Origin of the sequence: Bradyrhizobium sp. WSM1743 (assembly GCF_000473065.1) — a bacterium.
GTDB lineage: Bacteria > Pseudomonadota > Alphaproteobacteria > Rhizobiales > Xanthobacteraceae > Bradyrhizobium.
The window spans coordinates 221,992-246,955 of record NZ_AXAZ01000003.1 but is presented as its reverse complement, the minus strand read 5'-3'; the positions used below and the strand labels follow the sequence as shown (position 1 = coordinate 246,955).

At 64.6% G+C, this 24,964-nt stretch carries 27 protein-coding genes; 10 read left to right on the top strand and 17 right to left on the bottom strand.

What is annotated here, in order from left to right; translation table 11 throughout:
* The first annotated feature begins 5 nt into the window (after window positions 1-5).
* Window positions 6-1,853 carry a glutaminase A gene (glsA, locus tag YU9_RS0105025; protein WP_027571786.1) on the top strand — a complete coding sequence of 616 codons (1,848 nt, stop codon included), beginning with the start codon at window positions 6-8 and terminating at the stop codon, window positions 1,851-1,853.
* Window positions 1,854-2,079: 226 nt separating this feature from the next.
* Here the strand turns inward: glsA and YU9_RS0105020 are convergent, their stop codons facing one another.
* Both YU9_RS0105020 and YU9_RS0105015 read right to left on the bottom strand, forming a co-directional pair.
* Complete coding sequence (locus YU9_RS0105020) at window positions 2,080-2,382, bottom strand: nucleoside triphosphate pyrophosphohydrolase family protein (RefSeq protein WP_027571785.1); 303 nt, start codon at window positions 2,380-2,382, stop codon at window positions 2,080-2,082.
* Between the two features lie 27 nt (window positions 2,383-2,409).
* On the bottom strand, window positions 2,410-2,937 hold the full coding sequence (locus YU9_RS0105015) for a carboxymuconolactone decarboxylase family protein (RefSeq protein ID WP_027571784.1): 528 nt from the start codon (window positions 2,935-2,937) through the stop codon (window positions 2,410-2,412).
* Between the two features lie 30 nt (window positions 2,938-2,967).
* Between YU9_RS0105015 and YU9_RS47460 the strand changes: the two genes are divergently transcribed.
* Entirely contained in the window at window positions 2,968-3,165 is a 198-nt protein-coding gene (locus YU9_RS47460; protein ID WP_156951689.1) for a hypothetical protein, read from the top strand.
* Between the two features lie 373 nt (window positions 3,166-3,538).
* Here YU9_RS47460 and YU9_RS0105005 read toward each other — a convergent pair whose 3' ends face one another.
* From YU9_RS0105005 to YU9_RS0104950, 12 genes are all read right to left on the bottom strand, one after another.
* On the bottom strand, window positions 3,539-3,898 hold the full coding sequence (locus tag YU9_RS0105005) for a Zn-ribbon domain-containing OB-fold protein (RefSeq protein WP_027571783.1): 360 nt from the start codon (window positions 3,896-3,898) through the stop codon (window positions 3,539-3,541).
* Complete coding sequence (locus tag YU9_RS0105000) at window positions 3,898-5,031, bottom strand: thiolase family protein (protein ID WP_027571782.1); 1,134 nt, start codon at window positions 5,029-5,031, stop codon at window positions 3,898-3,900. The genes YU9_RS0105005 and YU9_RS0105000 overlap by 1 nt, the downstream gene beginning before the upstream one ends.
* A gap of 149 nt (window positions 5,032-5,180) precedes the next feature.
* Window positions 5,181-6,380 (bottom strand): CaiB/BaiF CoA-transferase family protein, encoded by a 1,200-nt coding sequence (locus YU9_RS0104995; RefSeq protein WP_027571781.1) that lies wholly within the window; start codon window positions 6,378-6,380, stop codon window positions 5,181-5,183.
* 126 nt (window positions 6,381-6,506) lie between these two features.
* Window positions 6,507-6,713, bottom strand: coding sequence for a hypothetical protein (locus YU9_RS0104990; protein WP_027571780.1), 207 nt, complete (start codon window positions 6,711-6,713; stop codon window positions 6,507-6,509).
* Between the two features lie 118 nt (window positions 6,714-6,831).
* Window positions 6,832-8,001 carry an acetyl-CoA acetyltransferase gene (locus YU9_RS0104985; RefSeq protein WP_027571779.1) on the bottom strand — a complete coding sequence of 390 codons (1,170 nt, stop codon included), beginning with the start codon at window positions 7,999-8,001 and terminating at the stop codon, window positions 6,832-6,834.
* Between the two features lie 60 nt (window positions 8,002-8,061).
* On the bottom strand, window positions 8,062-8,712 hold the full coding sequence (eda, locus tag YU9_RS0104980) for a bifunctional 4-hydroxy-2-oxoglutarate aldolase/2-dehydro-3-deoxy-phosphogluconate aldolase (protein WP_027571778.1): 651 nt from the start codon (window positions 8,710-8,712) through the stop codon (window positions 8,062-8,064).
* 24 nt (window positions 8,713-8,736) lie between these two features.
* Window positions 8,737-9,705, bottom strand: coding sequence for a sugar kinase (locus tag YU9_RS0104975; protein WP_027571777.1), 969 nt, complete (start codon window positions 9,703-9,705; stop codon window positions 8,737-8,739).
* A 24-nt stretch (window positions 9,706-9,729) separates the two neighbouring features.
* Window positions 9,730-10,716: a D-erythronate dehydrogenase gene (gene denD, locus YU9_RS0104970; protein ID WP_027571776.1), complete on the bottom strand. Its 987-nt coding sequence runs from the start codon at window positions 10,714-10,716 to the stop codon at window positions 9,730-9,732.
* A gap of 65 nt (window positions 10,717-10,781) precedes the next feature.
* The gene (locus YU9_RS0104965) at window positions 10,782-11,717 is read right to left on the bottom strand and encodes a carbohydrate ABC transporter permease (RefSeq protein WP_027571775.1); all 936 of its coding nucleotides are present in this window, start codon (window positions 11,715-11,717) and stop codon (window positions 10,782-10,784) included.
* A complete protein-coding gene (locus YU9_RS0104960) occupies window positions 11,710-12,627 on the bottom strand; it encodes a carbohydrate ABC transporter permease (protein ID WP_371259110.1) in 918 nt (305 codons plus the stop codon). Before YU9_RS0104960 ends, YU9_RS0104965 begins: the two co-directional genes overlap by 8 nt.
* Before the next feature lie 101 nt (window positions 12,628-12,728).
* Window positions 12,729-14,048: an ABC transporter substrate-binding protein gene (locus tag YU9_RS0104955; protein ID WP_027571773.1), complete on the bottom strand. Its 1,320-nt coding sequence runs from the start codon at window positions 14,046-14,048 to the stop codon at window positions 12,729-12,731.
* A 52-nt stretch (window positions 14,049-14,100) separates the two neighbouring features.
* On the bottom strand, window positions 14,101-15,168 hold the full coding sequence (locus YU9_RS0104950; protein ID WP_027571772.1) for an ABC transporter ATP-binding protein: 1,068 nt from the start codon (window positions 15,166-15,168) through the stop codon (window positions 14,101-14,103).
* A gap of 203 nt (window positions 15,169-15,371) precedes the next feature.
* Here YU9_RS0104950 and YU9_RS0104945 point away from each other — a divergent pair, with 203 nt between their 5' ends.
* From YU9_RS0104945 to YU9_RS0104925, 5 genes are all read left to right on the top strand, one after another.
* Window positions 15,372-16,472 carry a LacI family DNA-binding transcriptional regulator gene (locus YU9_RS0104945; protein ID WP_027571771.1) on the top strand — a complete coding sequence of 367 codons (1,101 nt, stop codon included), beginning with the start codon at window positions 15,372-15,374 and terminating at the stop codon, window positions 16,470-16,472.
* 122 nt (window positions 16,473-16,594) lie between these two features.
* Window positions 16,595-18,424 (top strand): IlvD/Edd family dehydratase, encoded by a 1,830-nt coding sequence (locus YU9_RS0104940; RefSeq protein WP_027571770.1) that lies wholly within the window; start codon window positions 16,595-16,597, stop codon window positions 18,422-18,424.
* A 165-nt stretch (window positions 18,425-18,589) separates the two neighbouring features.
* Complete coding sequence (locus tag YU9_RS0104935; protein ID WP_027571769.1) at window positions 18,590-19,321, top strand: SDR family oxidoreductase; 732 nt, start codon at window positions 18,590-18,592, stop codon at window positions 19,319-19,321.
* A 123-nt stretch (window positions 19,322-19,444) separates the two neighbouring features.
* The gene (locus YU9_RS0104930) at window positions 19,445-20,191 is read left to right on the top strand and encodes an SDR family NAD(P)-dependent oxidoreductase (protein ID WP_027571768.1); all 747 of its coding nucleotides are present in this window, start codon (window positions 19,445-19,447) and stop codon (window positions 20,189-20,191) included.
* Between the two features lie 7 nt (window positions 20,192-20,198).
* Complete coding sequence (locus tag YU9_RS0104925; protein ID WP_027571767.1) at window positions 20,199-20,591, top strand: GFA family protein; 393 nt, start codon at window positions 20,199-20,201, stop codon at window positions 20,589-20,591.
* Window positions 20,592-20,599: 8 nt separating this feature from the next.
* Here the strand turns inward: YU9_RS0104925 and YU9_RS0104920 are convergent, their stop codons facing one another.
* Window positions 20,600-21,499, bottom strand: a complete 900-nt coding sequence (locus YU9_RS0104920; RefSeq protein WP_036017050.1) for a DMT family transporter — start codon at window positions 21,497-21,499, stop codon at window positions 20,600-20,602.
* 87 nt (window positions 21,500-21,586) lie between these two features.
* Here YU9_RS0104920 and YU9_RS0104915 point away from each other — a divergent pair, with 87 nt between their 5' ends.
* The 3 genes from YU9_RS0104915 (at window position 21,587) to YU9_RS0104905 (ending at window position 23,696) form a co-directional block, all read left to right on the top strand.
* Complete coding sequence (locus tag YU9_RS0104915) at window positions 21,587-22,453, top strand: LysR family transcriptional regulator (RefSeq protein ID WP_027571765.1); 867 nt, start codon at window positions 21,587-21,589, stop codon at window positions 22,451-22,453.
* Window positions 22,454-22,530: 77 nt separating this feature from the next.
* Entirely contained in the window at window positions 22,531-23,211 is a 681-nt protein-coding gene (locus YU9_RS0104910; protein WP_027571764.1) for a site-2 protease family protein, read from the top strand.
* A gap of 62 nt (window positions 23,212-23,273) precedes the next feature.
* Window positions 23,274-23,696 (top strand): hypothetical protein, encoded by a 423-nt coding sequence (locus tag YU9_RS0104905; RefSeq protein WP_027571763.1) that lies wholly within the window; start codon window positions 23,274-23,276, stop codon window positions 23,694-23,696.
* On the opposite strand, the gene YU9_RS0104900 is transcribed toward YU9_RS0104905, so the two are convergent.
* Window positions 23,684-24,496, bottom strand: a complete 813-nt coding sequence (locus tag YU9_RS0104900; RefSeq protein WP_027571762.1) for an energy transducer TonB — start codon at window positions 24,494-24,496, stop codon at window positions 23,684-23,686. The genes YU9_RS0104905 and YU9_RS0104900 overlap by 13 nt on opposite strands.
* A gap of 12 nt (window positions 24,497-24,508) precedes the next feature.
* On the bottom strand, window positions 24,509-24,964 hold the full coding sequence (gene exbD / locus YU9_RS0104895) for a TonB system transport protein ExbD (protein WP_027571761.1): 456 nt from the start codon (window positions 24,962-24,964) through the stop codon (window positions 24,509-24,511).

Genomic DNA, 24,964 nt, shown 5'->3' with positions numbered 1-24,964 from the left:
AGGCGATGAAACCGCTCTCGCCTCTCGCAACCGCCTGGACTCGTTCGAAGCCGCCTTTGCTGCGGTTTCTGGACAATTGCCTCAGCGAATTCTCGGCCGAAACGTCCGGCCATGTCGCGGACTACATTCCCGAACTCGGCAAGGCCGACCCTGCCTATTTCGGCATCTGCCTCGCCACGCTGGACGGCCATGTCTATGAGGTCGGCGACAGCCGGGTGCCCTTCACCATCCAGTCGATGTCAAAACCCTTCGTGTTCGCGCTGGCGCTGGATCTGCTCGGCGCCGGCAGGGTCGAGAGCGCGATCGGCGTCGAGCCCTCGGGCGATCCCTTCAACTCGATCCGGCTCAATTCCGAGAACCATCCGTTCAACCCGATGGTCAATGCCGGCGCCATTGCCTGCACCGGGCTGATCTACGACAGCAGGGGTGCGGCAGCTTTCGAGCAGATCCGCCTCGCGCTCAGCCGCTTCGCCGGCCGCGACCTCGCGGTCGACGAGGCCGTCTATGCTTCCGAAAGCCAGACCGGCGACCGCAACCGTGCCATCGCCTATCTGCTCAAGACCAACGCGGTGATCTCCGACAACGTCGCCGCCGTGCTCGACGTCTATTTCCGGCAATGCGCGGTGCTGGTCACCGCGCGCGACATCGCGGTGATGGCTGCAACCCTCGCCAATCGCGGCGTCAATCCGGTGACGGGCGAGCAGGTGCTGAGCGCTTACGCGATCTCGCGCACGCTGTCGGTGATGACGTCGTCGGGCATGTACGACTATGCCGGCGAATGGATCTACCGGATCGGTATCCCCGCCAAAAGCGGCGTCGGCGGCGGCATTCTGGCGGCGCTTCCCGCCCGCCTCGGGCTCGGCAGCTATTCGCCGCGCCTCGACAAGCACGGCAACAGCGTGCGCGGCATCAAGGTTTGCGAAGCGCTGTCCTCGCATTACGATCTGCACATGCTCAACCGCAGCGACGACGCCCGCAACGCCGTCATCGCCGATTACGACATCGGCAAGAGCCCGTCGCGCCGCGTGCGCCGCCCGCAGGAGCGCGAGATCCTCGCGGCGCATGAGCAAGAGGTGCGGATCATCGAGCTGGTCGGCACGCTGTCGCTGTCGGCGGTCGACTACGTCTCGCGCCGGCTCGCCGGCCGGCCGCGGCCGCAATTCGTGATCTTCGATCTCCACCGCGTGACCTCGACCACGCGCGCCGGCGCACGGCTGGTCGCCGAAGCGTTCGAGGAGCTTGCCGCACTGAACGTGACGGTCGTGCTGTCAGGCGTCAGGCGTGCTTCCAAGGAATGGAACAGCTTGCGGGAATGGACGGCCGAGCTGAAGAACGTCCGCGACTTCTATTTGCTCGACACCGCGATCGAATGGGCCGAGGACCAGATTGTCTACCGCTATGGCGGCTCGATCGATTTTCACGAGACCACCGAGCTTGCCGAGCAGCCGCTGCTTGCGGGGCTGAGCGAGGAAGAGCTGACCGATCTGGCCTCGCTCTGCACCATCAGGACCTATCAGTCCGGCGCAAAAATTCTCGCAACCGGCGATCCGGCCGATGCCCTGTATTTCCTGCGCAGCGGCGCCGTGCACGTCACCTTGCCCGATGGCGTACGGCTGGCGACGCTCACCGCCGGCATGGCGTTCGGCGAGATGGCGCTGCTGGAACAGACTCGCTCCGCCGACGTCTTCGCCGACATGGCGGCGACGGCTTTCGAAGTGCCGCTGAAGGATTTCGAGCGCTTCCGCAAGCAGCACCCGCGCGCCAGCGAATGCATCATGCGCAACCTGGCCCAGCTGTTGGCCGACCGCCTGCTCGTCGCCAACGCCAAGGTGGATATCCTGACATCGACGTAAGCTGCGGCCGAGGTTCTTCACCTCTCTCCGACGGCCAGAGCTACGGCCTATGGCATTTTGCGCGACTTGAGCACGCGCCTCGTCCTTCGAGACGACCGCTTCGCGGTCTCCTCAGGATGAGGCTAAGCGGCACCGCGACTCGTTGAAACTGCTGCCGCGCATTCGGTCCTCATCCTGAGGGCCCGCCGACGGCGGGCGTCTCGAAGGATGGCCACAGAGAAATGCTTCAACGGCTCGCGGCTTCGCTCAGCCGCCGCTTGATCTTGGCGGCGCTGGCCTTGAGCACTTCGGACGGCTTCTGGCCGGTCGCCGCGCACAGGCAGGCCCAGTAATAGATGACATCGCCTAGCTCGTCGACGAGACCCGCCTGGTCGAGCCAGTTGTCACGCAACAGCTTCTTGATGTGGTCGGCGACCTCGCCGGCTTCGCCGGCAAGGCCGAGACCGAGATAGGACAACCGCTCGTTGGACGGATGCTCATCGACTTTCGCAATGCTCGCGGCCCAGACCGCATATTCATCGATCGTCATGGGGCATTCCTCGCCGCTTGCGTCGATTCAACCCACCACTTCGGTGACGGGCTGAAGATCGATCTCGAACGTCTCCAGAAACTTCGAGGTCATGATGTAGAAGCCGACCGAGAGCTGCAATTCGACCAACGCGGCCGGCGTCAGCTTCGATGCGATCGCCTTGAAGGTCGCATCCGTCGGCTTCTTCAGCTTCACGATCTCGTCGGTGAAGGCGAGCGCGGCGCGCTGCACCTCGTTGAAGCAGGTCGCGGCCTGCCAGTTCTCGAGCGCCTCGTTCTGCGCATCGGTGACGCCGACATTCTTGCCGATGCGCTTGTGCGCGACGATCTCGTACGGTGCCTCGCACAAAATTCCGGTGCGGGTGATCGCGAGCTCACGGACGACGGGATCGAGCTCGCCCTTGTGCCTAATGGCGCCCCCTAAGCGGCAGTACTGCTCGAAATAGCTCGGCGAGTGCGCCATCATGCGGAAGATGTTGGCATGACGGTTCTTGTCGAGGATTTCGCGGGTGCGGTCGGATGCCTTGGACGGGTCGCTGTACTGAATGCGGGCCATGATCTTCCTGAAGTTTTCCCTGAGCTTTTGATGCTTTTTGTCGCCATCGGCGAAAGTTCCCAAAGACTCTATTCGCGCGTGGACGCAGGAGCAACATCATCGAGTCAAATTGCCGCCGCATTGCTGATCGACCCTGACACAGTCGATATTCGCCGCGTGGGGACAAATCGCGGTGAATACTCGCAAGGGGTGTTCCGAGTAAAAACAATTGGCCGTCGTGTGCGCTAGCCGCGCAACGATGAGTCACGCCCAAGTCTAGGGAGAAAAAGGCATGAAGGAAGCCACAAAGGGGGCGGCCTCGGGAGCGCTCGCGCATATGCTGGCGGTGACGGCGATGCTCGTCATCGCCAGCATCTTGTTCTACGGGCGCTGAGTTAAGCGTTGCAGAGTTTTCGTCATTCCGGGGTGGCCCTCGCACAGGCCAGGCCCAGAATACCCGTTCCAGGCTCGGTCCCTTGGACCGCCCCCGAATGACGGATCCACGACTCGCTCTTGGCTGCAGTAGCCCGGATGGAGCGCAGCGTAATCTGGGACCGTCGCAGCTTGTGGCATGACCCCGGATTACTCTGCGCTCCATCCGGGCTACGGCACCTCATTCCCACTATCTCCCTTTGGCGAAGAACGGCACCAGCTTTCCGGCGAACGGCCTGAAGCTCGCGATGACCGAATCGCCGATGGCGAGTCCGTTGTCGCCATGCGCCATCATGCGGAAACCCTCGGCGCAATCGACCAGCAGAATGTTGTAGGGCACGTGCGCGCGCGTCTCGGGCGTGGCGGCGCGGCAGACCAGCGAGGTCGCGTAGACCCTGCCCTTGCCGCTGGCGCGCTGCTCGCGCGGATCGGACGCGCCACAGGCTGCGCAGAAAGCGCGGTGGAAATACTGCGCGTGTCCGCATGAGGTGCAGGTCTGGTAGGTGATCGCCTGCTCGCCTTTGGTCCAGTCTGCGATTCGCTCGCTCATCACACCCGCTCCAGGAACATGCTGACGTGAGAGGACAGCACGCCGCCGTCGCCGTGCAACAGCGCAATGGACGCATCCCGCACCTGGCGGCTGGCTGCCCGCCCCGTCATCTGCAAATGCGCCTCGATCAGATGCGCCATGGCGCCGCCGACGCCGCAGTGACCGTAGCTGAGCAGGCCGCCATGGGTGTTGAGCGGCATCGCGCCGTCGCGGCCGAAATGGCCGGCGCGGACGCGGGCGGCCGCCTCGCCGCGTCCGGCAAGACCGAGGTCTTCCAGCAGCATCACGAGCGTGATCGTAAAGCTGTCGTAGATCGCGGCATAGCGCACGTCGGAGATCGCAAGGCCCGTAGCTTGCTTCGCACGGGCGATGGAGATCTCGGCGCCGAGTTCACTGAGGCCGGGCGCGGCCGTGACATGCTGATGGGTATGCGCCTGGGCGCAGCCGCGGATGCGCACCCCCGCTTCCCCGATCTGCTCGCGACTGATGACGAACGCCGCGCCACCGTCGGAGACCGGGCAGCAGTCGAGCAGCTTGAGCGGCATCGCCACCGGCTTGGAGGCCATGACATCGGCGACCGTGATGGGATCATGGAATTGCGCGCCCGGATGGGTGCAGGCGTGCGCGCGCATCAGCACCGCGAACTCGGCGAGGTCTTCTTCACTCACGCCGTATTCGTGCATGTAGCGGTTGGCGACGAGGCCGTAATAGGCGGGAATGGTCGGGCCCAGCGGCACCTCGTAGTCGGGATGGCCGACCTGCGCCAGCGCCTGGATCGAGGCATCGCGGCTCTGCCCGGTGAGGCGGTTCTCGCCGGCAACGACGAGCACGTGGCGCGCGACACCGGCTTCCACGAGATGATGCGCGAGCATGGTCATCGCCAGCCCCGTGGCGCCGCCGACCTGCACGGCGTGGGCGTAAGACGGGCGAATGCCAAAATGCTCGGCGAAAACGGTGGCGAGCATGATGTGCGGGGAGACGGTGGAGTAGCCGCAGAGGACGCCGTCGATATCCGCGCGCCGGAGCCCGGCATCGTCAAGCGCGGCTTGCGCGGCCTTGCTCATGAGATCGAGCGAGGAGGAGCCTTCATGCTTGCCGAAAGATGTGAGGCCGACGCCGGTGATGAAGCTCATAAGGCGTCCCCCGCTGTCATTCCGGGACGGTCCGAAGGATCGAACTCCGGTGCGCCCTTGCGCACCTGAGAATCTCGAGATTCCGGGTTCGATGCTGACGCATCGCCCCGGAATGACGGATGAGAGAGGCGTGGTCATCTCTACCTCCCCTACTCCGGCGCCTCACGCGTGACGCCATCGCGCACCATCGCCGCGATCTCGTCCTGGGAATAGCCGATCTCGCGCAAAATCTCGGCGCCATGCTCGTTGAGCCGCGGCGCCAGCCGCACCGGCTCGGCCTCGGTCTCGGACCAGGTCGCCGTCACCTTCATGCTGCGGATCGGACCTTCGGTCGGATGGGTGACGACCGGGAAGAAACCGGTCGCCTCCAGATGCTCGTCGTGCAGGATCGAGGCGAGGTCGTGCATCGGCATCGCGGGCACGTCGGCCTTGGTCAGCAGGTCGATCCATTCGGCGGTGGTGCGCGTCTCGAAGATCCGCGCGAGCTCGGCGTAGACCACGTCGATATTGGCGGCGCGGCCGGCGAAGGTCGCGAATTTGGGGTCGGCGCGCAGGTCGTCGCGTCCCGTCGCCTTGAAGAAGTTCTCCCACTGCTTGTCGTTGTAGACGATGACGCTGAGATAGCCGTCCGAGGTCTTGTACGGCCGGCGGTCGCGCGAGAGATGGCGGGCATATCCGCCCTTGTCGAGCGGCGGCTCGAAGGTGAGCCCGCCCATGTGGTCGCCCATGACGAAGCCGGCCATGGTCTCGAACATCGGGATGTCCAGACGCTGGCCGCGGCCGGTGCGGTCGCGGTGCACGAGGCTGGCGCAGATCGCGCCGACCGCGGTGAGACCGACGATGCGGTCGACCAGCGCGTTCGGCACGTAGCGCGGCACGCCGTCGCCGGTCTGCGCCATCAACGCCGGCAACGCCGTGGCGCCCTGGATCAGATCGTCGTAAGCGGGTTTTGCAGCATAAGGTCCGTCCTGTCCGAAGCCGAACACGCCGGCATAGACCAGGCGCGGGTTGATGGCGGAGACGACATCATAGCCGAGCTGAAGCCGCGCCATCGCCTGCGGACGGACGTTGTAGACCAGCACGTCGGCGTCCTTCAGCAAGCGCAGCACGGCCTCGCGCCCTAAGGGCTTCTTCAAATCGAGGCAGATCGAGCGCTTGCTGCGGTTGGTGTTGAGGAACACCGGGCCCATGCCGGCGTGACGCATCGGGCCGATCAGGCGGGTGACGTCGCCGTCCAGCGATTCCACCTTGATGACGTCGGCACCGTAATCGCCGAGCATCTGGGTCGCGTAAGGTCCCATCAGCACGGTGGTCATGTCGATGACCTTGATGCCCTTCAGCGGCCCCATCGTTCGCTCCCGATTGCGCGGGGCTCAAGGCATCGCCCGCGATTTCGGTCCAGCTAACGGCAGTGCCGCCGCTCGCGCAAGGGCGGGCGGCGTATGGCGGCATGCGCCGCGCGGCGATACCGTCTGCTATTTCTTCTGACGGGATTCCCGGATCTTCAGGAGCCGGTCGAGCTCTTCGTTCTGCTGGCTGATCCGGTCGGCGATGCGCGACTCGTTCTGCTCGCCCGAAGCGGCGGCGGCCTGCTCGATGAGCTGGCGGATATTGTCCTCGAGGATCGCGATGCGACTGTTGAGTGCGTCCATCGACAGTGACGTTTCGTATTCATTGCTCATGATGCATTCCCTGAAAATCAATCAAGAGCATTAAGAGGGCCAGAGGAGCCCACCATGATCTAGCGCAAAGAGGGTGGGCACGGCGCATGCGCGCCTTTGCCCACCTCCAGGACTGAGCTTACTTCAGCGGCTCCAGCACGGAAACGTAATTGGCAACGGCCGCACCGCCCATGTTGAAGATGCCGCCGAGCTTGGCGTTCTTGAGCTGCATGCCCTCGGGCGCTTGCCCTGCGAGTTGCATCGCGGTCATCACATGCATGGAAACACCGGTGGCGCCGATCGGATGACCCTTGGCCTTCAGGCCGCCGGACGGATTGACCGGCAGCTTGCCGTCCTTGAGCGTCCAGCCTTCCTTGATGGCGCGGGCACCCTGCCCCTTCGGCGTCAGGCCCATCGCTTCGTACTCGATCAGCTCGGCGACGGTGAAGCAATCGTGGGTCTCGACGAAGGAGAGATCGGACAGCGTGACACCGGCTTTCTCCAGCGCCCGCTGCCAGGCGACCGTGCAGCCCTCGAACTGGAGGATGTCGCGCTTGCTCATCGGCAGGAAGTCCTGGGCATGCGCGGTGGCGCGGAAGCCGATCGACTTGGTCATGCCCTTGGCGGTCTCGGCATCGGCCAGCACCAGCGCCGCGGCACCGTCGGAGACCAGCGAGCAGTCGGTGCGCTTCAGGGGACCTGCGACATAGGGGTTCTTCTCGCTCTCGGCGCGGCAGAAGTCGAAGCCAAAATCCTTGCGCATCTGGGCGAAGGGATTGGCGACGCCGTTCTTGTGGTTCTTGGCCGCGATCAGCGCCAGCGCATCGGACTGGTCGCCGTATTTCTGGAAATAGGAGCTGGCGATCTTGCCGAACACGCCGGCGAAGCCGCCGACGGTGTCCCCGTCCTCGGGCAGGTAGGACGCCTTGAGCAGGTTCTTGCCGATTTCGGCGCTCGGGGTGCGCGTCATCTGCTCGACGCCGACGACCAGCACGATCTTGGCGGCACCTGCGGCAATCGCGCGCAGGCCCTGGTGCACGGCGGCAGAACCGGTGGCGCAGGCGTTCTCGACGCGGGTGGCCGGCTTGAAGCGCAGCTTGGGGTCGGCCTGGAGCACCAGCGAGGCCGTGAAATCCTGCGGCGAGAAGCCGGCATTGAAATGGCCGAGCACGATCTCGTCGACGTCGCCAGCGGAAATGCCGGCATCCGCCAGCGCCTCATTGGCGACGCGGGTGACGAGGCTTTCGACGGTTTCGGTGTCGAACTTGCCGAACGGCGTATGCGCCCATCCGACGATGCTGGCGGTCATGGTCATTTCTCCCTGGAGGTCTCTTCCTGAGCTAAGTCTTAGCGCAGGGATGGCAAGACTTCACGCGGCTTTCAGGGCCTGAAGCGTGCGCTGGCAGATGGCAGTTATGCCGGCCCAGTTCCCAGCCCGGATCTCCGCCGTCGGGCACAGCCAGGAGCCGCCGACCGCGACCACGTTAGGCTCGGCCAGCCAGGTCGCCGCATTGGCCTCGCCGACCCCGCCGGTCGGGCAGAACCGCACGTTCGGGAACGGGCCGGCGAGCGCCCGCAGGCCCTTGATGCCGCCGGCCTGCTCGGCCGGGAAGAACTTTGCGACGTCGAAGCCGTAGGACAGCGCCATCATCAGCTCGGAGGCCGTGGCAATGCCCGGCGCGAACGGCAAGGAGCTGTCGGTGGCGGCCTTGAGGAGATCGGGGGTCAGGCCCGGGCTGATGCCGAACGCGACGCCGAGCTTCTCGACACGGGTGAAATCGGCCGGGTTGAGGATCGTGCCGATGCCGACGACTGCCTCGGGGACCTCGGCCATCACCGCCCTCGCGGCCTCGATCGCAACGGGGGTGCGCAGGGTCACCTCCAGCGTGCGGACGCCGCCGGCGACCAGCGCACGCGCCAGCGGCACGGCATCCTGGATGCGCTCGATGGTGAGCACGGGAATGACGGTCGCTGCCTTGAACAGCGCGACGAGGTGATTCTGTTGGGCAGTCGTGGTCATGGGGCTCGATTTCGCTTGGTGGCTTTACTTGGTCGCCTGGCGAGAGGCCGCCGGCCGGTGCCGCTTCTTCGGCGGCATGGCATAGCCCGGAATGATGGCGCCGGGATAGCAGATCACGATGCTGGCAAGGCGATGTCCGGCCTGGGCGGCCTCGACCGGTTCCGAGCCGGCGAGGCGGGCGGCGATATAGGCGGCGGCAAAGCTGTCGCCGGCCGCGGTGGTGTCGATCACGGGCTTGGTCATAGGCTCGGCGCGGACCTCGTGGGTAGCCCCCGGAAAGCGCAGGAGGCTCACCGGCTCGGCGAGCCGGAACACCAGCTCGGGGCTCGGAATACGCGCCATCAGCTGGTCGTGGCTTTCGCCGGGGTAGAGCGCGAGCAGGTCCTCGGTTGAGGTCAGCACGATGTCGGCGGCTGCGAAGGCCGCGGCAAAGACCTCGCGCGCGACGTCGCGGTCCGGCCAGCCGCGTGCGCGAAAATTGGTGTCGAACACGAAACGGGTGCCGAGCAGGCGCGCGCGCTTGATCGCCGCGAACAGACGCTCGCGTCCGGAGGCGTCGTAGATCGAGAGCGTGATGGCGGAGAGATAGACGATGTCATAGCTCATCAGCGAGTTGAGCAGCTCGTCGGTCTCCGGCAGGCTCATCAGCTGCCGCGCCGCCGCACTGTCGCGCCAGTGGAAGAACTGGCGCTCGCCCTTGGCATCCAGCTGGATCATGTAGAGGCCAGGCAGCTTGCCGGCCAGCCGCACGACGCGCCGCGTGCCGACGCCCTCCGCATTCCAGGCCGCGATCATCTCGTCGCTCAGGGCGTCATCGCCGAGTGCGGTGAGATAGTCGACCTTGATCTCGAGCCGCGCCAGGTAGACAGCGGTGTTGAGGGTATCACCGCCGAAGCCCCGCGAGTAAAGGCCGCCGCCCTGCCCGGCAGACGCGCCTCCTTGCGCCTGCCGGAGCTCGACCATGCATTCGCCGATGCAAGCAACGCTCGCCATCACTCGGGCCCGCTCAGTCAGAGGTCAGGCGACGAAATTGCCGCCGAGCTCGTCTTCGATGTGAATGCGGATGATATCGTCGAAAGTCTTCTCGGCGGTGGTGAAGCCGAGCTCACGCGACCGCTTGGCATCGAAATTGCGCGGCCAGCCGCCGACGATGCCGACGATGAAGGGATCCGGCTCCCGCTTGATGCGGGCCGCGACCTTTTCACCTGCAACCCGCTTCAATGCGGCGATCTGCTCGCCGACAGTGGCCGACAGGCCCGGCATGGTCAGGTTGCGGCGCGGGCCGACTGTGGCGAGATCCATGGTGCCGGCGTGCAGCAGGAAGCCGACCGCGGAGCGCGGCGTGGCGTGCCAGTGGCGGACGTCCTCGGACACCGGGAGGACCGCTTCCTTGCCGGCGAGCGGCTCGCGCAGGATGTTGGAGAAGAAGCCCGATGCCGCCTTGTTGGGAAGGCCCGGCCGGATGCAGATGGTCGGCAGGCGGATGCCGATGCCGTCGAGGAAGCCGCGACGCGAATAGTCGGCGAGCAGGAGTTCGCCGATCGCTTTCTGGGCGCCGTAGCTGAGCAGCGGCGTGTGGAAGAACTCGTCGCCGATCGCATCCGGGAATGGCGCGCCGAACACCGCGATCGAGGACGTGAACACGACGCGCGGCTTGTAGCCGCCGCCAACGAGCCTGATCGCATCGAGCAGCATCCGCGTGCCGTCGAGATTGATGCGATAGCCCTTGTCGAAATCGAGCTCGGCCTCGCCCGAGACGATCGCGGCGAGATGGAAGATCACGTCGGGACGGCCGGCGATCAGCTTCTCGGCAGCGCCCGGCACGGCGAAATCGCCCGACATGGTCTCGACGGGGAAGCCGGCCTTCTCAGGCTTCTTCGGCTCGACCACGTCGTGCATGGTCAGCTTGGTGATGTCGCTCTTGCCGAGCCGGCCGTCGCGCAACAGCCGTTCACAGAGTTTGCGGCCGACCATGCCGGCGGCGCCGAGAACCAGAATGTGCAAGAGCTTAACTCCTTCTTATTGGGCGGAGCGCGCCGCTCCTGACGCGCCCTCGGCAAGCCCCGCGATCATTCCTTCACGGCGCCGGTCATCGCCGAGACATAATGCTCCACGAAGAAGGCGTACAGGATCACGAGCGGCAGCGAGCCGGCCAGCGCGCCCGCCATCAGCGAGCCCCAACGGTAGATGTCGCCGTCCACGAACTCGTTGACGATCGCCACCGGCACCGTCTTGTTGCTGGTCGACTGCAGGAACGTCAGGGCGTAGATGAACTCGTTCCAGCACAGCGTGAAGCAGAAGATGAAGGCCGAGATCAGGCCGGGAATGGCGAGCGGCACGACGATCTTGATCAGGATCTGCCAGCGGCTCGCCCCGTCGATCAGCGCGCATTCCTCGAGCTCGAACGGGATGGTCTTGAAATAACCCATCAACAGCCAGGTCGAGAACGGGATCAGGATCGTCGGATAGGTCAGAATCAACGCCAGCGGGGAGTCGAAAAGACCGTACTGATATACGACGGTGGCGAGCGGAATGAACAGGATCGAAGGCGGCACGAGATAGGCGAGGAAGATCAGCCCCCCGACGAGATTGGCGCCCTTGTAGCGCAACCGCACGATAGCGTAGGCCGCGAACACCGATGCGACGATCGAGAGCACCGTGGCGCAGATCGCCACGTACATCGTGTTCCAGAGCCAGTGCGGATAATAGCTCTCGAACAGCAGCTTGTGGAAGTGCTTGAAAGTCGGATTCCAGGTCCAGAACGGATTGTACTTGTCGAGGTCGAGCAGCTGCTCGTCCGGCTTCACCGAAGTCAGCGCCATCCAGTAGAACGGGAACAGCAGGATGACGACGATGATCGCCAGCGGCAGATAGAGCGTCACGATCCTGCGCGGCACCGACTGCAGGTAGCTCATGCCCTCGCTGTGATCGTCCTTCGCCGCCGTCGGAGAGGATCCCGATAGCACGGCCTTGAGATCAATGGACCTAGTGGGCAGATCAGTCATTGCTCTCTCCCTGCTGCCATTTCCTGCGCTGCAGGCCGAACCACGAGACCATGATTGCTGCGAGCAGGAACGGGATCATGGCGCTTGAGATTGCAGCCCCCTCGCCGAGCTGCCCCGCGATGATCGCGCGCTGGTAGGACAGCGTCGCCATCAGGTGGGTGGCATTGACCGGGCCGCCACGCGTCATCGCCCAGATCAGCTGGAAATCGGTGAAGGTGAACAGCACCGAGAACGTCATCACGACGGCGATGATCGGCGTCAGCAGCGGATAGGTGATGTAGCGGAAATTCTGCCAGCGCGTGGCGCCGTCGAGCGTTGCGGCTTCATAGAGCGACGGCGACACCGTCTGCAGGCCCGCCAGCAGCGTGATCGCCACGAACGGCACGCCGCGCCAGATGTTGGCGAAGATCACGCAAATGCGTGCCCAGGTCGTGTCGCCGAGGAAGTTGATGTTCTGGTTGATCACGCCGAGATGCTTCAGCGACCAGGAGATGATGGAGAATTGCGAGTCGAAGATCCACCAGAACGCCAGGGCCGAGAGCACCGTCGGCACGATGAAGGGGATCAGCACCATCGCGCGCAGCATCGCCTTGAACGGCATGTTCTCGTTCAGCAGCAGCGCAAGATAGAGCCCGATCGCGAATTTGAGGGCGCTGGCGACGAAGGTGTAGAGCAGCGTGTTGAACACCGACAACCAGAAGATGGAATCGTCCCACAGCCACTCATAGTTCTCGGTGGCGACGAAGTGCCCGACCCTGCCGATGCGGGTGTCGGTGAAGGACAGCCAGATGCCGAGCCCGAGCGGATAGGCCAGGAAGAAGATCAGGAAGGCCATGGCCGGCACCATGAACCAGAAGCCGAGCCAGTTGCGATTGTGTTTGAGCTGGGTCCAGGCGCTGTCCTCGCTCATCTGAGGCTTGGCCCGGGGAATTGCGACATCAGCCATGCCCGATATCCCTGATCTAAAATGTTGACGAGCGGGCGGCCGGAGGGCCGCCCGCTCCGTGACTGTCAGCGATAGATGCGCTTCAGCTGGCGCTCGGCTTCCGCCATCGCGCCCTTCGCATCCTTGGCGCCGGTGCAGTAGTTGGCGAACATGTCGACGACGATGAAGTCGGCGATTGCGGTCGCCGCCTTCTCGCCGACGGTGCCGATACCGGACGCAGGCAGCGTGCGCTTGGAGGCCTGCGAGAACACGGCGTTCTTGGGATCAGCCGTCCAGATCGGCGCCGACTCATAGGAGTTCAGGGTCTGCGTCAGATAGCCCTGCGCGCCGTCCAGCCACTTCTCGTAATTCTCCTTCTCCAGCATGAAGGCGACGAAGGCCTTCGCCGCGTTCGGATATTTGGTGAAGTTGAAGGCGAGGATCGGCAGCGCCAGCTGCAGCTCGGTCGGCTTGCCGGCCGGCCCGACCGGCCAGAGCGCGTGATAGGTGTCCGCGGTAAGCTCCTTCTTGCTGGCATCGGTCTTGGCGGCGACGTAGATCGAGATGCCGTTCGCCGTGCAATAGAGCTCGCCGGCGAGGAACGCCTTGTTGTTGGAGGAGTCGTTCCAGGACGCCGTGCCCGGGATGAAGGTCTCGTACAGCGCCTTGCAATATTCCAGCGCCTTCGCCGTCTCCGGCGAATTGATGATGATCTTGTCGTTCTGGTCGACCGTGTAAGCGCCGTGGCCCCACAGCACCCAGTGCAGCCACGAATTGCCGTCGCCCGAGGCATGACCGAGCGCGAAGCCGGCCGGCGTGTTGTTCGCCTTCAAGGCCTTGCACATCTCGAGGAAGCCGGGGAAGTCCTTCGGGAACTCCTTGAAGCCGGCCTTGTCGAGCGCCGACTTGCGGTAGGTCATGTAGCCGCCGTTGGTGGCAACGGGAATGCCGAGCCAGTCGTTGCCGAGCTTGCAGGTCTTGGCGGCCGCATCGGTCCAGCCGCCATATTTGTTGCCGAGATAATCGGCGACGTCGTTCATCTTCAGCACTTTGGTCGGGAAGAGCTGCGGCAGCGTGTGCAGGCCCCACGCCAGATCGAGCCCGGAGCCGGTGTTGGCCGCAACCGAGGCCTTCGGCTGCACGTCCTCGAAGGATTCGCTGAACACGTTCATCTCGGTGCCGGTCGCAGCCTTGAACGCCGCCACCATTGCGTTGAACGCATCGTCCTCCTGCGGCACGAAGCGCTTCCACCGCATCACCGTCAGCTTGGCGCCGGACTCGGCCTTCCAGGGCGCGCTCTGCGCCCAGGCCTTGGCGAAGTCGAACAGTGCCGGCCCGGTCAGCATGCCGGTCGCAGCCAAAGCCGTGCCGCCTTGAAGCAGAGACCGGCGGGTAAAGTCTTGCATGTCGTCCTCCCTGTGATGCTTTTTGTTGTCTTATGCCTTGTCGTCGTATGCGCTAGGCGTTCATGCGCTTGCCCGTCGCATCGTCGAACAGATGTACCAGCGACGGGTCGGGCTTGAGCCGGACCTTGTCGCCCGGGTTGAACTGGTGACGCTCGCGGAAGACGGCGACGACCTGCTCGCCGCCAAGCTTTGCGAACACCTGCGTCTCCGAGCCGGTCGGCTCCACCACGATGATCTCGGCCTCGGCACCGTCGTCAGCGATGGTGAAATGCTCGGGCCGCACGCCATAGACGGCGGGACGGCCGTCGGACGCGGTCGGCGCGGTCTTGAGCGGCAGCTTGACGCCGTTCGGCCCCTCGAACGCGGCAACGCCGTTGACGCGTACATGGCCCTTGAGGAAGTTCATCGCGGGCGAGCCGATGAAGCCGGCGACGAACTGGTTGTCGGGCTTGTCGTAGAGCTCGAGCGGCGTACCCATCTGCTCGACGATGCCGTCATGCATGACGACGATCTTGTCGGCCATGGTCATGGCCTCGATCTGGTCGTGGGTGACGTAGACGGTGGTCGTCTTCAGCCGCTGGTGCAGCTCCTTGATCTCGGTGCGCATGGCGACGCGCAGCTTGGCGTCGAGGTTCGACAAGGGCTCGTCGAACAGGAAGACCTGCGGATCGCGCACGATGGCACGGCCCATCGCGACGCGCTGGCGTTGGCCGCCGGAAAGCTGGCGCGGATAGCGGTCGAGCAGCGGCGACAGGGCGAGGATCTCGGCGGCGCGCTTGACGCGCTTGTTGATCTCGTCGGCGCTCGCGTTCCGCAGCTTGAGCGAGAAGCCCATGTTGTCGGCCACCGTCATGTGCGGATAGAGCGCGTAGTTCTGGAACACCATCGCAATGTCCCGCTCCTTGGGCTGGACATTGTTGACGACGCGGTCGCCGATCGAGATCGTGCCGGAGGTGATGTTCTCGAGACCGGCGAGCATGCGCAGAAGCGTCGACTTGCCGCAGCCGGAGGGGCCAACCAGGACGACGAACTGGCCGTCCTCGATCGGAATCGTCACGCCGTGCAGGACTTCAAAGTTGCCGAACGATTTCCGCACGTCGCGGATTTGCACAGACGACATCTAGCTCCCTCCTCGAAAGTCCACGACGCCCCTTAGCGTCGCGACCGTCTTGTTTTTCGGACTTCACCGAACGAAGCCCGACCTTAGCGGGCGACATTGTCGGTAGTTTGTGCGGTTTTGGCAATTTGTCTTTGGTTAGTCGTTGCTGGTAGCGCTGTCAACGTTCCTTTGTTTGCGGGGACTGACTGTGTTAAGAGCAGCAAATGGGTCGAAAACGCACCAAGTCAGGCAAAATCCGGCTGGCCGAAGTGGCCGAGCTCGCCGGCGTCAGCCCGATTACCGCGTCCCGTTTCTTCCGCAACCCGGAAGCCCTGTCCGTCGCCAAGCGGACGCGGGTCGAGAGCGCCGCCAAGGAGCTCGGCTATGTGCCCAACCTTGCCGCACGGGCACTCGCCTCACACCGCACCGAAGTCATTGGCGTATTGATTCCCTCTCTCACGAATAATGTGTTCTCGGACGTGCTGCGCGGCATCTATGACGCGTCCGAAGGCGGCCGTTACTCGATCCAGTTGTCCAACACGCGTTACAGCATCCTCCAGGAGGAAAAGCTGCTGCGCCTGTTCCTCGCGCAGAAGCCGGCCGGGCTGATCGTCACCGGCATCGACCAGACCGCGGAGTCCCGCGCGATGCTTCAAGCCGCGGACTGCCCTATCGTGCAGATCATGGAGATCGGCCCGGATCCGGTCGACATGATGATCGGCTTTTCGCACTATGATGCAGCCCGCGCGGCGGTTGCGCACCTGTTCGAACAGGGTCACCGCAAAATCGGCTTCGTCGGCGCACGCATGGATCCCAGGGTGCAGCGGCGGCTGGACGGATATGTCTCGGCGATGAAAGACGCCGCACTGTTTGATCAGCGCCTCGTCGTCACGACGGCCACACCGACTTCGGTGACGCTCGGCGGAGCGCTGTTCACCGATCTCCTGGCGCGGGAGCCCGACATCGATGCGGTGTTCTGCGCCAATGACGACCTCGCGCTCGGCGTGCTGTTTGAATGCCGGCGGCGGGAGATCGCGGTCCCCGGGCAGATCGCGATCGTCGGCTTCAACGACCTCGAATTCATGGCCTCCGCCGTCCCCACCCTCACCAGCGTCCGCACCAACCGCTACGAGATGGGCAAGACCGCGGCCACCATGCTGATTGAGGCGATCGAAGGGCGGCGCCCGGAGCAGCCGGTGCTCGATCTCGGCTTCAAGGTGATCGAGCGGCAAAGCTCGTCGGCGCGACGTTCGGACGGCAGGCCGACCGTATCAGGCGCGGGTGCCGCGAACAAAATGATAGCGTTACCAAGTAGCCACGACTAGTATCGGACGCGTGAGGAAACGACCCGCCAGCGGGAAGGCAAATCATCGCTCGCGCCGTTGGGCATCGCGCATGCCGATTCCATGAGACGGACGCCAGTGCGTTTGCATTGCAGGAGAAACCAATGACAAAGAAACCAACCAATGGGCATGCCGCCGGCAGCAACGGTACTCGCCGCCATCTTCGCTCGCAGGAATGGTTCAACAACCCGCACAACCCGGGCATGACCGCGCTTTATATGGAGCGCTACCTGAACTACGGACTCACCCGCGCCGAGCTTCAATCCGGCAAGCCGATCATCGGCATCGCCCAGACCGGCAATGACCTCTCCCCTTGCAACCGCCACCATATCGAGCTCGCGCACCGCGTCCGCGAAGGCATCCGCGAAGCTGGCGGCATCGCGATGGAGTTCCCGACGCACCCCATTCAGGAGACCGGCAAGCGCCCCACCGCCGCGCTCGACCGCAACCTCGCTTACCTCGGCCTGGTCGAAATCCTCTACGGCTATCCGCTCGACGGCGTGGTGCTCACCACCGGCTGCGACAAGACCACACCGGCCTGCATGATGGCGGCGGCGACCGTGAACCTGCCCGCGATCGTGCTGTCGGGCGGCCCGATGCTCAACGGCTGGCATGCCGGCGAGCGCACCGGCTCGGGCACCATCGTCTGGAAATCGCGTGAGCGACTCGCGGCCGGCGAGATCAATTATGAGGAGTTCATGGAGATCGTGGCCTCCTCGGCACCCTCGGTCGGCCATTGCAACACCATGGGCACGGCCTTGACCATGAACGGGCTGGCCGAAGCGCTCGGCTTCTCGCTGCCGGGCTGCGCTGCGATCCCCACCCCCTATCGCGAGCGCGGCCAGATCGCCTATGAGACCGGCAAGCGCATCGTCGAGATGGTTTGGGAAGACCTGAAACCCTCGGACATTCTGACCCGCAAGGCGTTCGAGAACTGCATTGTGATCAATTCGGCGATCGGCGGCTCGACCAACGCGCCGATCCACATCAACGCCCTGGCCCGCCACATCGGGGTCGAGCTGTCGATCGACGACTGGCAGAAGTTCGGCCACGACGTGCCGCTCCTGGTCAACATGCAGCCGGCCGGCTTCTATCTCGGCGAGGAATTCCACCGCGCCGGCGGCGTGCCCGCCGTGGTGCGCGAGCTGATGAAGCACAAGCGCATCCATGAGGATGCCATCACAGTCAACGGCCGCGGCATCGGCGAGAACTGCAAGAACGCACCGGTCCCGGACAACGACGTGATCCGGGCCTACGACAAGCCGCTAGTGAAGGATGCCGGCTTCCTGGTGCTGAAGGGCAATCTGTTCGATTCCGCGATCATGAAGACCAGCGTGATCTCCAAGGAGTTTCGCGATCGCTATCTCAGCAACCCCAAGGATCCGAACGCCTTCGAGGGCCGCGCCATCGTGTTCGAGGGTCCGGAGGACTACCACGAGCGGATCGACGATCCCGCGCTCGACATCGACGAGCGCTGCGTGCTGTTCATCCGCGGCACCGGGCCGATCGGCTATCCCGGCGGCGCCGAGGTCGTGAACATGCAGCCGCCGGCAGCCTTGATCAAACGCGGCATCCTCTCCCTGCCCTGCATCGGCGACGGCCGCCAGTCCGGCACCTCGGGCTCGCCCTCGATCCTCAACGCCTCGCCGGAAGCCGCCGCCAATGGCGGTCTTGCCATCCTGAAGACCGGCGACAAGGTGCGCATCGACCTCAACAAGGGCAGCGCCAACATCCTGATCTCGGACGAGGAGCTGAAGAAGCGCCACGCCGAGCTCAAGGCCAATGGCGGCTTCAAGCATCCGCCGAACCAGACGCCGTGGCAGGAGATCTACCGCAACACCGTCGGCCAGCAATCGACCGGCGCCTGCATGGAGCTCGCCACGAGGTATCAGAACGTCGCCGGCACGTTTGGCGTGGCGCGGGACAATCACTAGCAACCACACCGTCATTGCGAGCGCAGCGAAGCAATCCAGAGATCTCTCCGCGGAGACAACCTGGATTGCTTCGTCGCTCCAGCGCAAAATTGCTTCGCAATCTTGTCGCTCCGCTCCTCGCAATGACGTGGGGTTGGCATTCGAATGAACACAAGGGAGAACAACATGGCAGACCGCCTCAAGGGAAAGCGCGCCGTCGTCACGGCAGCGGCAGCTGGCATCGGGCGCGCTTGCGCCGTCGCATTCGCGCGTGAAGGCGCAACCGTCATCGCCACCGACATCAACGAAGCCGGCATCGCGAGCCTGACCAAGGAAGGCATTGCGGAAGTGGCAAAGCTCGACGTCCGCAACACCGCCGACGTCAACGCCTTTGCGGGGCGCGTCGGCAAGATCGACATCCTGCTCAACGCCGCCGGCTTCGTGCACCACGGCACCATCCTGGAATGCTCGGAAGAGGATTTCGACTTCTCCTTCGACCTCAACGTCAAATCGATGCACCGGACCATCAAGGCCTTCCTGCCCGACATGATTGCAGGCGGCGGCGGCAGCATCGTCAACATCTCGTCCTGCGCGGCCTTGAGGCCGCCGGCGAACCGCTACGTTTACAGCTCGTCGAAGGCGGCGGTGTCGCTGCTGTCGCGCGCGGTCGCGCTCGACTTCATCAGCAAGGGCATCCGCTGCAACTCGATCTGCCCCGGCACCGTCGAGACGCCCTCGATGCTCGACCGCGCCGCCGCGCAGGGACCGCAAGGCAAGGAGATGTTCATCTCCCGCCAGAAGATGGGCCGGCTCGGCACTGCCGAAGAGATCGCGGCGATGGCCGTCTATCTCGGCAGCGATGAGAGCGCCTTCACCACCGGCGTCGACCTCGTCGTCGACGGCGGTTACATGCTCTGATCACTCCTCATCCCGAGGAGGCGCGACAGCGCCGTCTCGAGGGATGGGCCGCGGGCTCTATGGTTCGAGACGCGCGCCAAGTGCGCGCTCCTCACCATGAGGGATAGAGAAAGGGATTTCTCGATGAACAAGATCGATCTCAACGGCCGCGTCGCCATCGTCACCGGCGGTGCGCAGGGCTTTGGCCGCGCGATCAGCGAGCGCCTCACCGCCTCCGGCGCCAAGGTCGCAATCTGGGATTTCGACGCGGCGCTGGCCGAGAAGACGGCGAAGGAGATCGGCGGGGAGACCAAGGTCTTCAAGGTCGACGTCACCGACACCGCCGCCGTCGAAGCGGCCCGCGATGCGACGCTCAAAGCCTTCGGCAAGATCGACATCCTCGTCAACAATGCCGGCATCGCCGGCGTCAACAAGCCGGTCTGGGAGACCGATCTGGAGGAATGGCGCAAGGTTCTGCGCATCAACCTCGACGGCCCCTTCATCGTGAGCAAGGCGATCGTGCCCGAAATGCTCAAGCAGAAATACGGGCGCATCGTGAACATCGCCTCGATCGCCGGCAAGGAAGGCAATCCGAACGCGGCGCACTATTCGGCCTCCAAGGCCGGCCTGATCGCGCTGACGAAGTCGCTCGGCAAGGAGCTCGCCGCCCACGACATCCTCGTCAACGCGGTGACGCCAGCGGCGGCGAAGACGGCGATCTTCGATCAGATGACGCAGCAGCATATCGACTTCATGCTGTCGAAGATCCCGAAGGGCCGCTTCGTGCTGGTGGAAGAGCTCGCCGCGATGGTGGCCTGGCTCGCATCCGAAGATTGTGCCTTCTCCACCGGCGCGGTGTTTGATATTTCCGGCGGACGGGCGACCTATTGAGGAAAACATGATCCGGGAAGGCGGATGCCTGTGCGGCGCGGTGCGGTTCAAGGCGGAGGGCGAGCCGCTCAACGTCCGCATCTGCCATTGCCGCATCTGCCAGAAGGCGATGGGCTCGCCCTACTTCGCCCGCGCGCAGTTCGACCAGCGCGCGCTCAGTGTCGAGGGCGAGACCGCCCGCTACGCCTCGTCCGCAAACATCGACCGTGTGTTCTGCAAGCAGTGCGGCACGCGCCTGTTCGCCTGGCGTCGCAATGGCACGCTGGCGGGCGTGGCGCTGGCCACGTTCGACGATCGCAATGCCTTCGCGCCGACCGAGCACATCTGGGTCTCGGAAAAACTGGCGTGGGTGAAGCTCGACGATGGCCTGACGCAATATCAGACGACTATCCCGACGTGAGGTCGCGATTAACCTGAGACGCCAGCCGCTTCGACGCGCCGTCCCGTCGTCGTTGCGATCCAGATCCCGGCAAACACCGCAACGATGCCAGCCGCCAGATTCCAGCGCAGCGGCTCGTTCAGCAGCCAGGCGCCGACCAGCGATGCCGTGATCGGATTGACCGTCACTGAGATCGCGACGCGCGTCGGCGTCGTCCGCTCCAGCGCGAAGGCCCAGAGATAGAAGGTCAGCGCCGCGCCGAAGGCACCCAGATAAAGGGCTCCCAGCCACTGTGGCATGCCGAAGCTGGCGACGGGGGCAAAACTGCCGCGGACATGCGAGAGCAGAATGAGGCAGGCCGCGCCCGCGGCCATGCTCATGGTCGTAAAGGCGATCGGACTGGAGCGCCGGATCAGCGGCTTCGACCAGATGCCGTAGAGCGCCATGCACAGCGCGGCCGCCATCATCAGGAGATCGCCGCGCCAGGCGCCTGACGGCGCCGAGGCGAGATCGGAGAGCAGCGCGAGCGCAACGCCAAACGTCGCAGTCACGACGCCGATGGACTTGCGCCAGGTCAGGGCTTCGGCGCCGAGAACGGCCCCGATCACCAGCGACAACAGCGGAAGCGTCGACAACGCAAGCGCGCCGCGCGCGGCGGTCGTGAAGATCAGCGACGCGTTGAACAGGATCGGGAACAGCGCGAAGAACAGAATGCCGAGTCCGATGGCGGCGGCCCAGTCCCCCCGCTCCGGCCAGCGATCGCCGCGCAGCAGCGTCAGGGGCAGCAGCAAGACAAAGCCGATACCGAACCGAAATGAGCCGATCGCGAGCGGATCGATGTTCCCCACGAGATAGCGCGTGGCACCGATGGATGTCCCGCCCAGCGCGCTCGACAACACGGCGGCAAAAACGCCAAGGATCTCGCCCACGAATCCTCCCAACGGTTTTGCGGGCAGCATAGGAGCCGCGCCGAAACGGGGAATGGAATTTCCGTCATGCCAGGATAAGTTTTCGTCATGACCTCGCCCGATCTCGACCCCGACCTTCTGAAGGCCTTCCTCGCTGTTGCCGAGCATCGGTCAATCACGCGCGCGGCGGCGATACTCAACCGCACCCAATCGGCGGTGAGCGTCCAGATCAGGCGTCTCGAAGAACGGCTGGACGTCAGGCTGTTTCACCGCACGAGGTCGGGCGTGACACTGAGCGCGGCGGGTCAGGAGCTGCTTGTCTATGCGAAGCGGCTTCTCGAGCTCAATGCAGAAGCGGTTGATGCGCTCCGCGGGCGCAAGCGCGAGGCCACGGTCCGGCTCGGGGTGATGGACGATTACGGCACCATCGTCGTTCCGCCATTGCTGGCGCAATTCGCCAAGAGCCATCCGGAGATCCGGGTCGAGATCGAGACCGGGCTGACCGCACCGATGCCGGCGCGGCTCGGCGAGGCCTATGATCTCGTCATCGCCATGCATCCGGAAGGACACGGCGATGGCGAGCTGCTGCGGCGCGAGCAGGCGGTCTGGGCCGCAGCCGCGTCATACTCAGCCGGGGCGCCACACGACATGCTCCCCGTCGCGCTCTATCCGCTGGGCTGCCTGTTCCGGCAATGGGCGGCCGACGCCCTCGATGCCGCCGGCCGCCCGTGGCGGCTCGCCTTCGTCAGCCAGAGCCTCGCGGCGGTGGAAGCGATCGCGGCACAGGGCCTCGCCATCACGGTCGTGAAGGCGGGCACCCTGCCCCCTCGCCTGCGCGTCCTGTCGGAGCGCGACGGCCTGCCGCCGCTGCCGGCCGCGGACATCCGCCTCCACCGCGCGCGCAACCTGTCGCGTCCGGCGGCACTGCTGGCGGATCATTTGCAGCGGGCAATTTCGGAATTGAGCGCCATATAACGGTAGATCGTAAAGGGTTGTGGCCCTATACGGCCTGCTTTGCAAAGCGCGCGCGTCGAACCGGAACGGATGAGCTGGTGAACATTTCCATTTATGATCTCTCCGTCTGGGTCCTCCCCCTGGTGCTCGCCATCACCTTCCACGAGGCTGCGCACGCCTTCGTCGCGGACCGGCTCGGGGACAACACGGCCTCGCAGCTCGGCCGCGTCAGCTTCAACCCGCTCAGGCATATCGACCCGTTCGGCACCTTGATCCTCCCAGCGATGCTGCTGTTCGCGCATTCGCCGTTCCTGTTTGGCTATGCCAGGCCGGTGCCGGTGAACTTCCGCAAGCTGAACAACCCCAGGCTCGACATGGTCTGGGTCGCGCTCGCCGGGCCCGTCACCAACATCCTGCTGGCGCTGGCCGCGGCTGCCGCCTTCCATGCTCTGCCCCTCGTGCCCGCAAGCTCGGCGAAGTGGATTGCGGACAATCTCAAGAATGCCCTCGTCATCAACGCGGTCTTGGCTGTCTTCAACATGATGCCGATCCCGCCGCTGGACGGCGGCCGCGTTGCAGTCGGCCTGCTGCCGCGGGCTCTCGCCTTGCCGCTGGCCCGGCTCGAGCCGGTCGGTATGTTGATCCTGATCGGGCTCTTGATTCTGCTGCCGCTTGCGGGTTCCCAGTTCGGTCTAAATCTTGATGTTATTTCAGCAATACTGCGAACGTTGACCGGTTATGTGATTCAGGCTGTTCTCTTCCTGACCGGCAACGCCTAGTTGAACGTAACGTCCGAACCCACGCCGAAGGACCAGAGGCCGACTTGGTCAAAGCTGCCGATATGCTGATCGCGCGACGCGCGGACACCCGTGCCCGCGCCGATTTCGCCACCTGGAAGATGATGGCCAAGCTCAACGGGGCGTCCGCGCTGCCTCCGGAGGCCCAGGAGTTCCTGGCGAGCTATCAGAACCTGCTGGCGCAGATGAGCGAGGGCGAAGCCACCGAGGCCACCATCGGTGCGATCTACAAGGCCTATTACGTCGAGATGGGCGGCGCTGGAACGCCGCCCGACGTCCGTCCCCGACAGGCCGCGCCGGCAGCGGACAATGTTACCGCCTTCCGGCGCCCGGCGCCGAAGCCGAAGAGCGCTGGCTTCTTCGGGGCAGGCGCGGCCAGCGGAGCCCAGAAACGCCCCCTCCCCGTGGCGCTGATCTTCGCCTGCCTGGTCGTGGTCTATGTCGGGATCCGGCTCTACTGGCGCTGAGCTGTCTTTTTCTTCTTCGAATCCGGCGGCGTGAAGATGATGTCCACGGTCCGTTCGAACCGGTCGTCGGTCAGTCCGGCAGGCGGCTGCGGGATCGGATCGGACTTGCGGACGATCGACACCGCCGCAGCATCGTAGGCTGCATCGCCCGACGACTCCGCGACATCGACCGACAGCACGTTGCCTTTCCGGTTGATCGCAAAGCTCACCTTGACCTTCTGGTTATTGGGCTGCTTGCCCTCCGGATTGACCTTGTGAGCCGCGAGGTGTGCGCTGATCTTGCGGTTCCAGTCGGCCGTTATCTTCAGGATGTCCTTGCCGAGCCCCAGCACCGGCGCCAGGGCTTTCTCGGCCTCGCGCGCGTCTTCATCGAGCGTCTGCCGTGCCGTTGCAACCGACTTCGGCGATGCCTCGGCCGCGGGAGTTTCGACAGCCTGAATCTTCGGATCGTCTTCCGTTGGCTTCTTCGTGTTGTTCTCGGTCACGACGCGATCGGGATCCTCGACCTGCTGCGACTGATCCTTCGGAAGCTCGGTCTCCTTGGTCTCGGCCTTCTGCTCGGGAAGCGCCTGCTGCTCCTGCATCGCCTCGCTATCGGGCCCCGGCGGCAGATCAGTATCGGGCACCTTGGGCGATGCCATCTCCACGGCGAACTCGGCGCCGGCCGCGCCAAGGCCGTCGCCGTCATCGTCGGTGCGCAAATGAGCCAGCGCGAGCGCAGCACCGCCCAGATGGAGCGCAAGCGCCGCCACCGCTGCCAAAATCCAGAGCTTCCGGGATGGTCTCGGTTCGTCCGACATCGTTGCGCCTTCTTAAGGCTGAGCGGCGCCTGCCGCAGGCGCCTTCGGCGCGCCTTCCAGCGCGACCAGTTTCACCCGCGTGTAGCCGCCCGAGCGCAAGAGCTCCATGACGCCCATCAACTCGCCATAAGGGACCGAACGATCGGCGCGCAGGAAAACATACTTGTCCTTGCTCATGTCGGATAGGCCGTCGAGGGTGCCGATTAACTCGGCCCGGTGAACCGAGTTCTCTCCGATCGCGAGCGTCAGATCGGGCTTGATGCTGAGATAAGTCGGCTTGTCCGGCTTCTTCTGCGGCGTCGCGCTTGACGTCGGCAGATCGATCGGCAGGTCGACCGTGGAGAGCGGCGCGGCGACCATGAAGATGATCAGCAGCACCAGGATGACGTCGATGAACGGCGTGACGTTGATGTCATGCGTTTCCGAGAAGTCGTCGTCGTCATCATTGTCTGCGAGTGAAACGGCCAT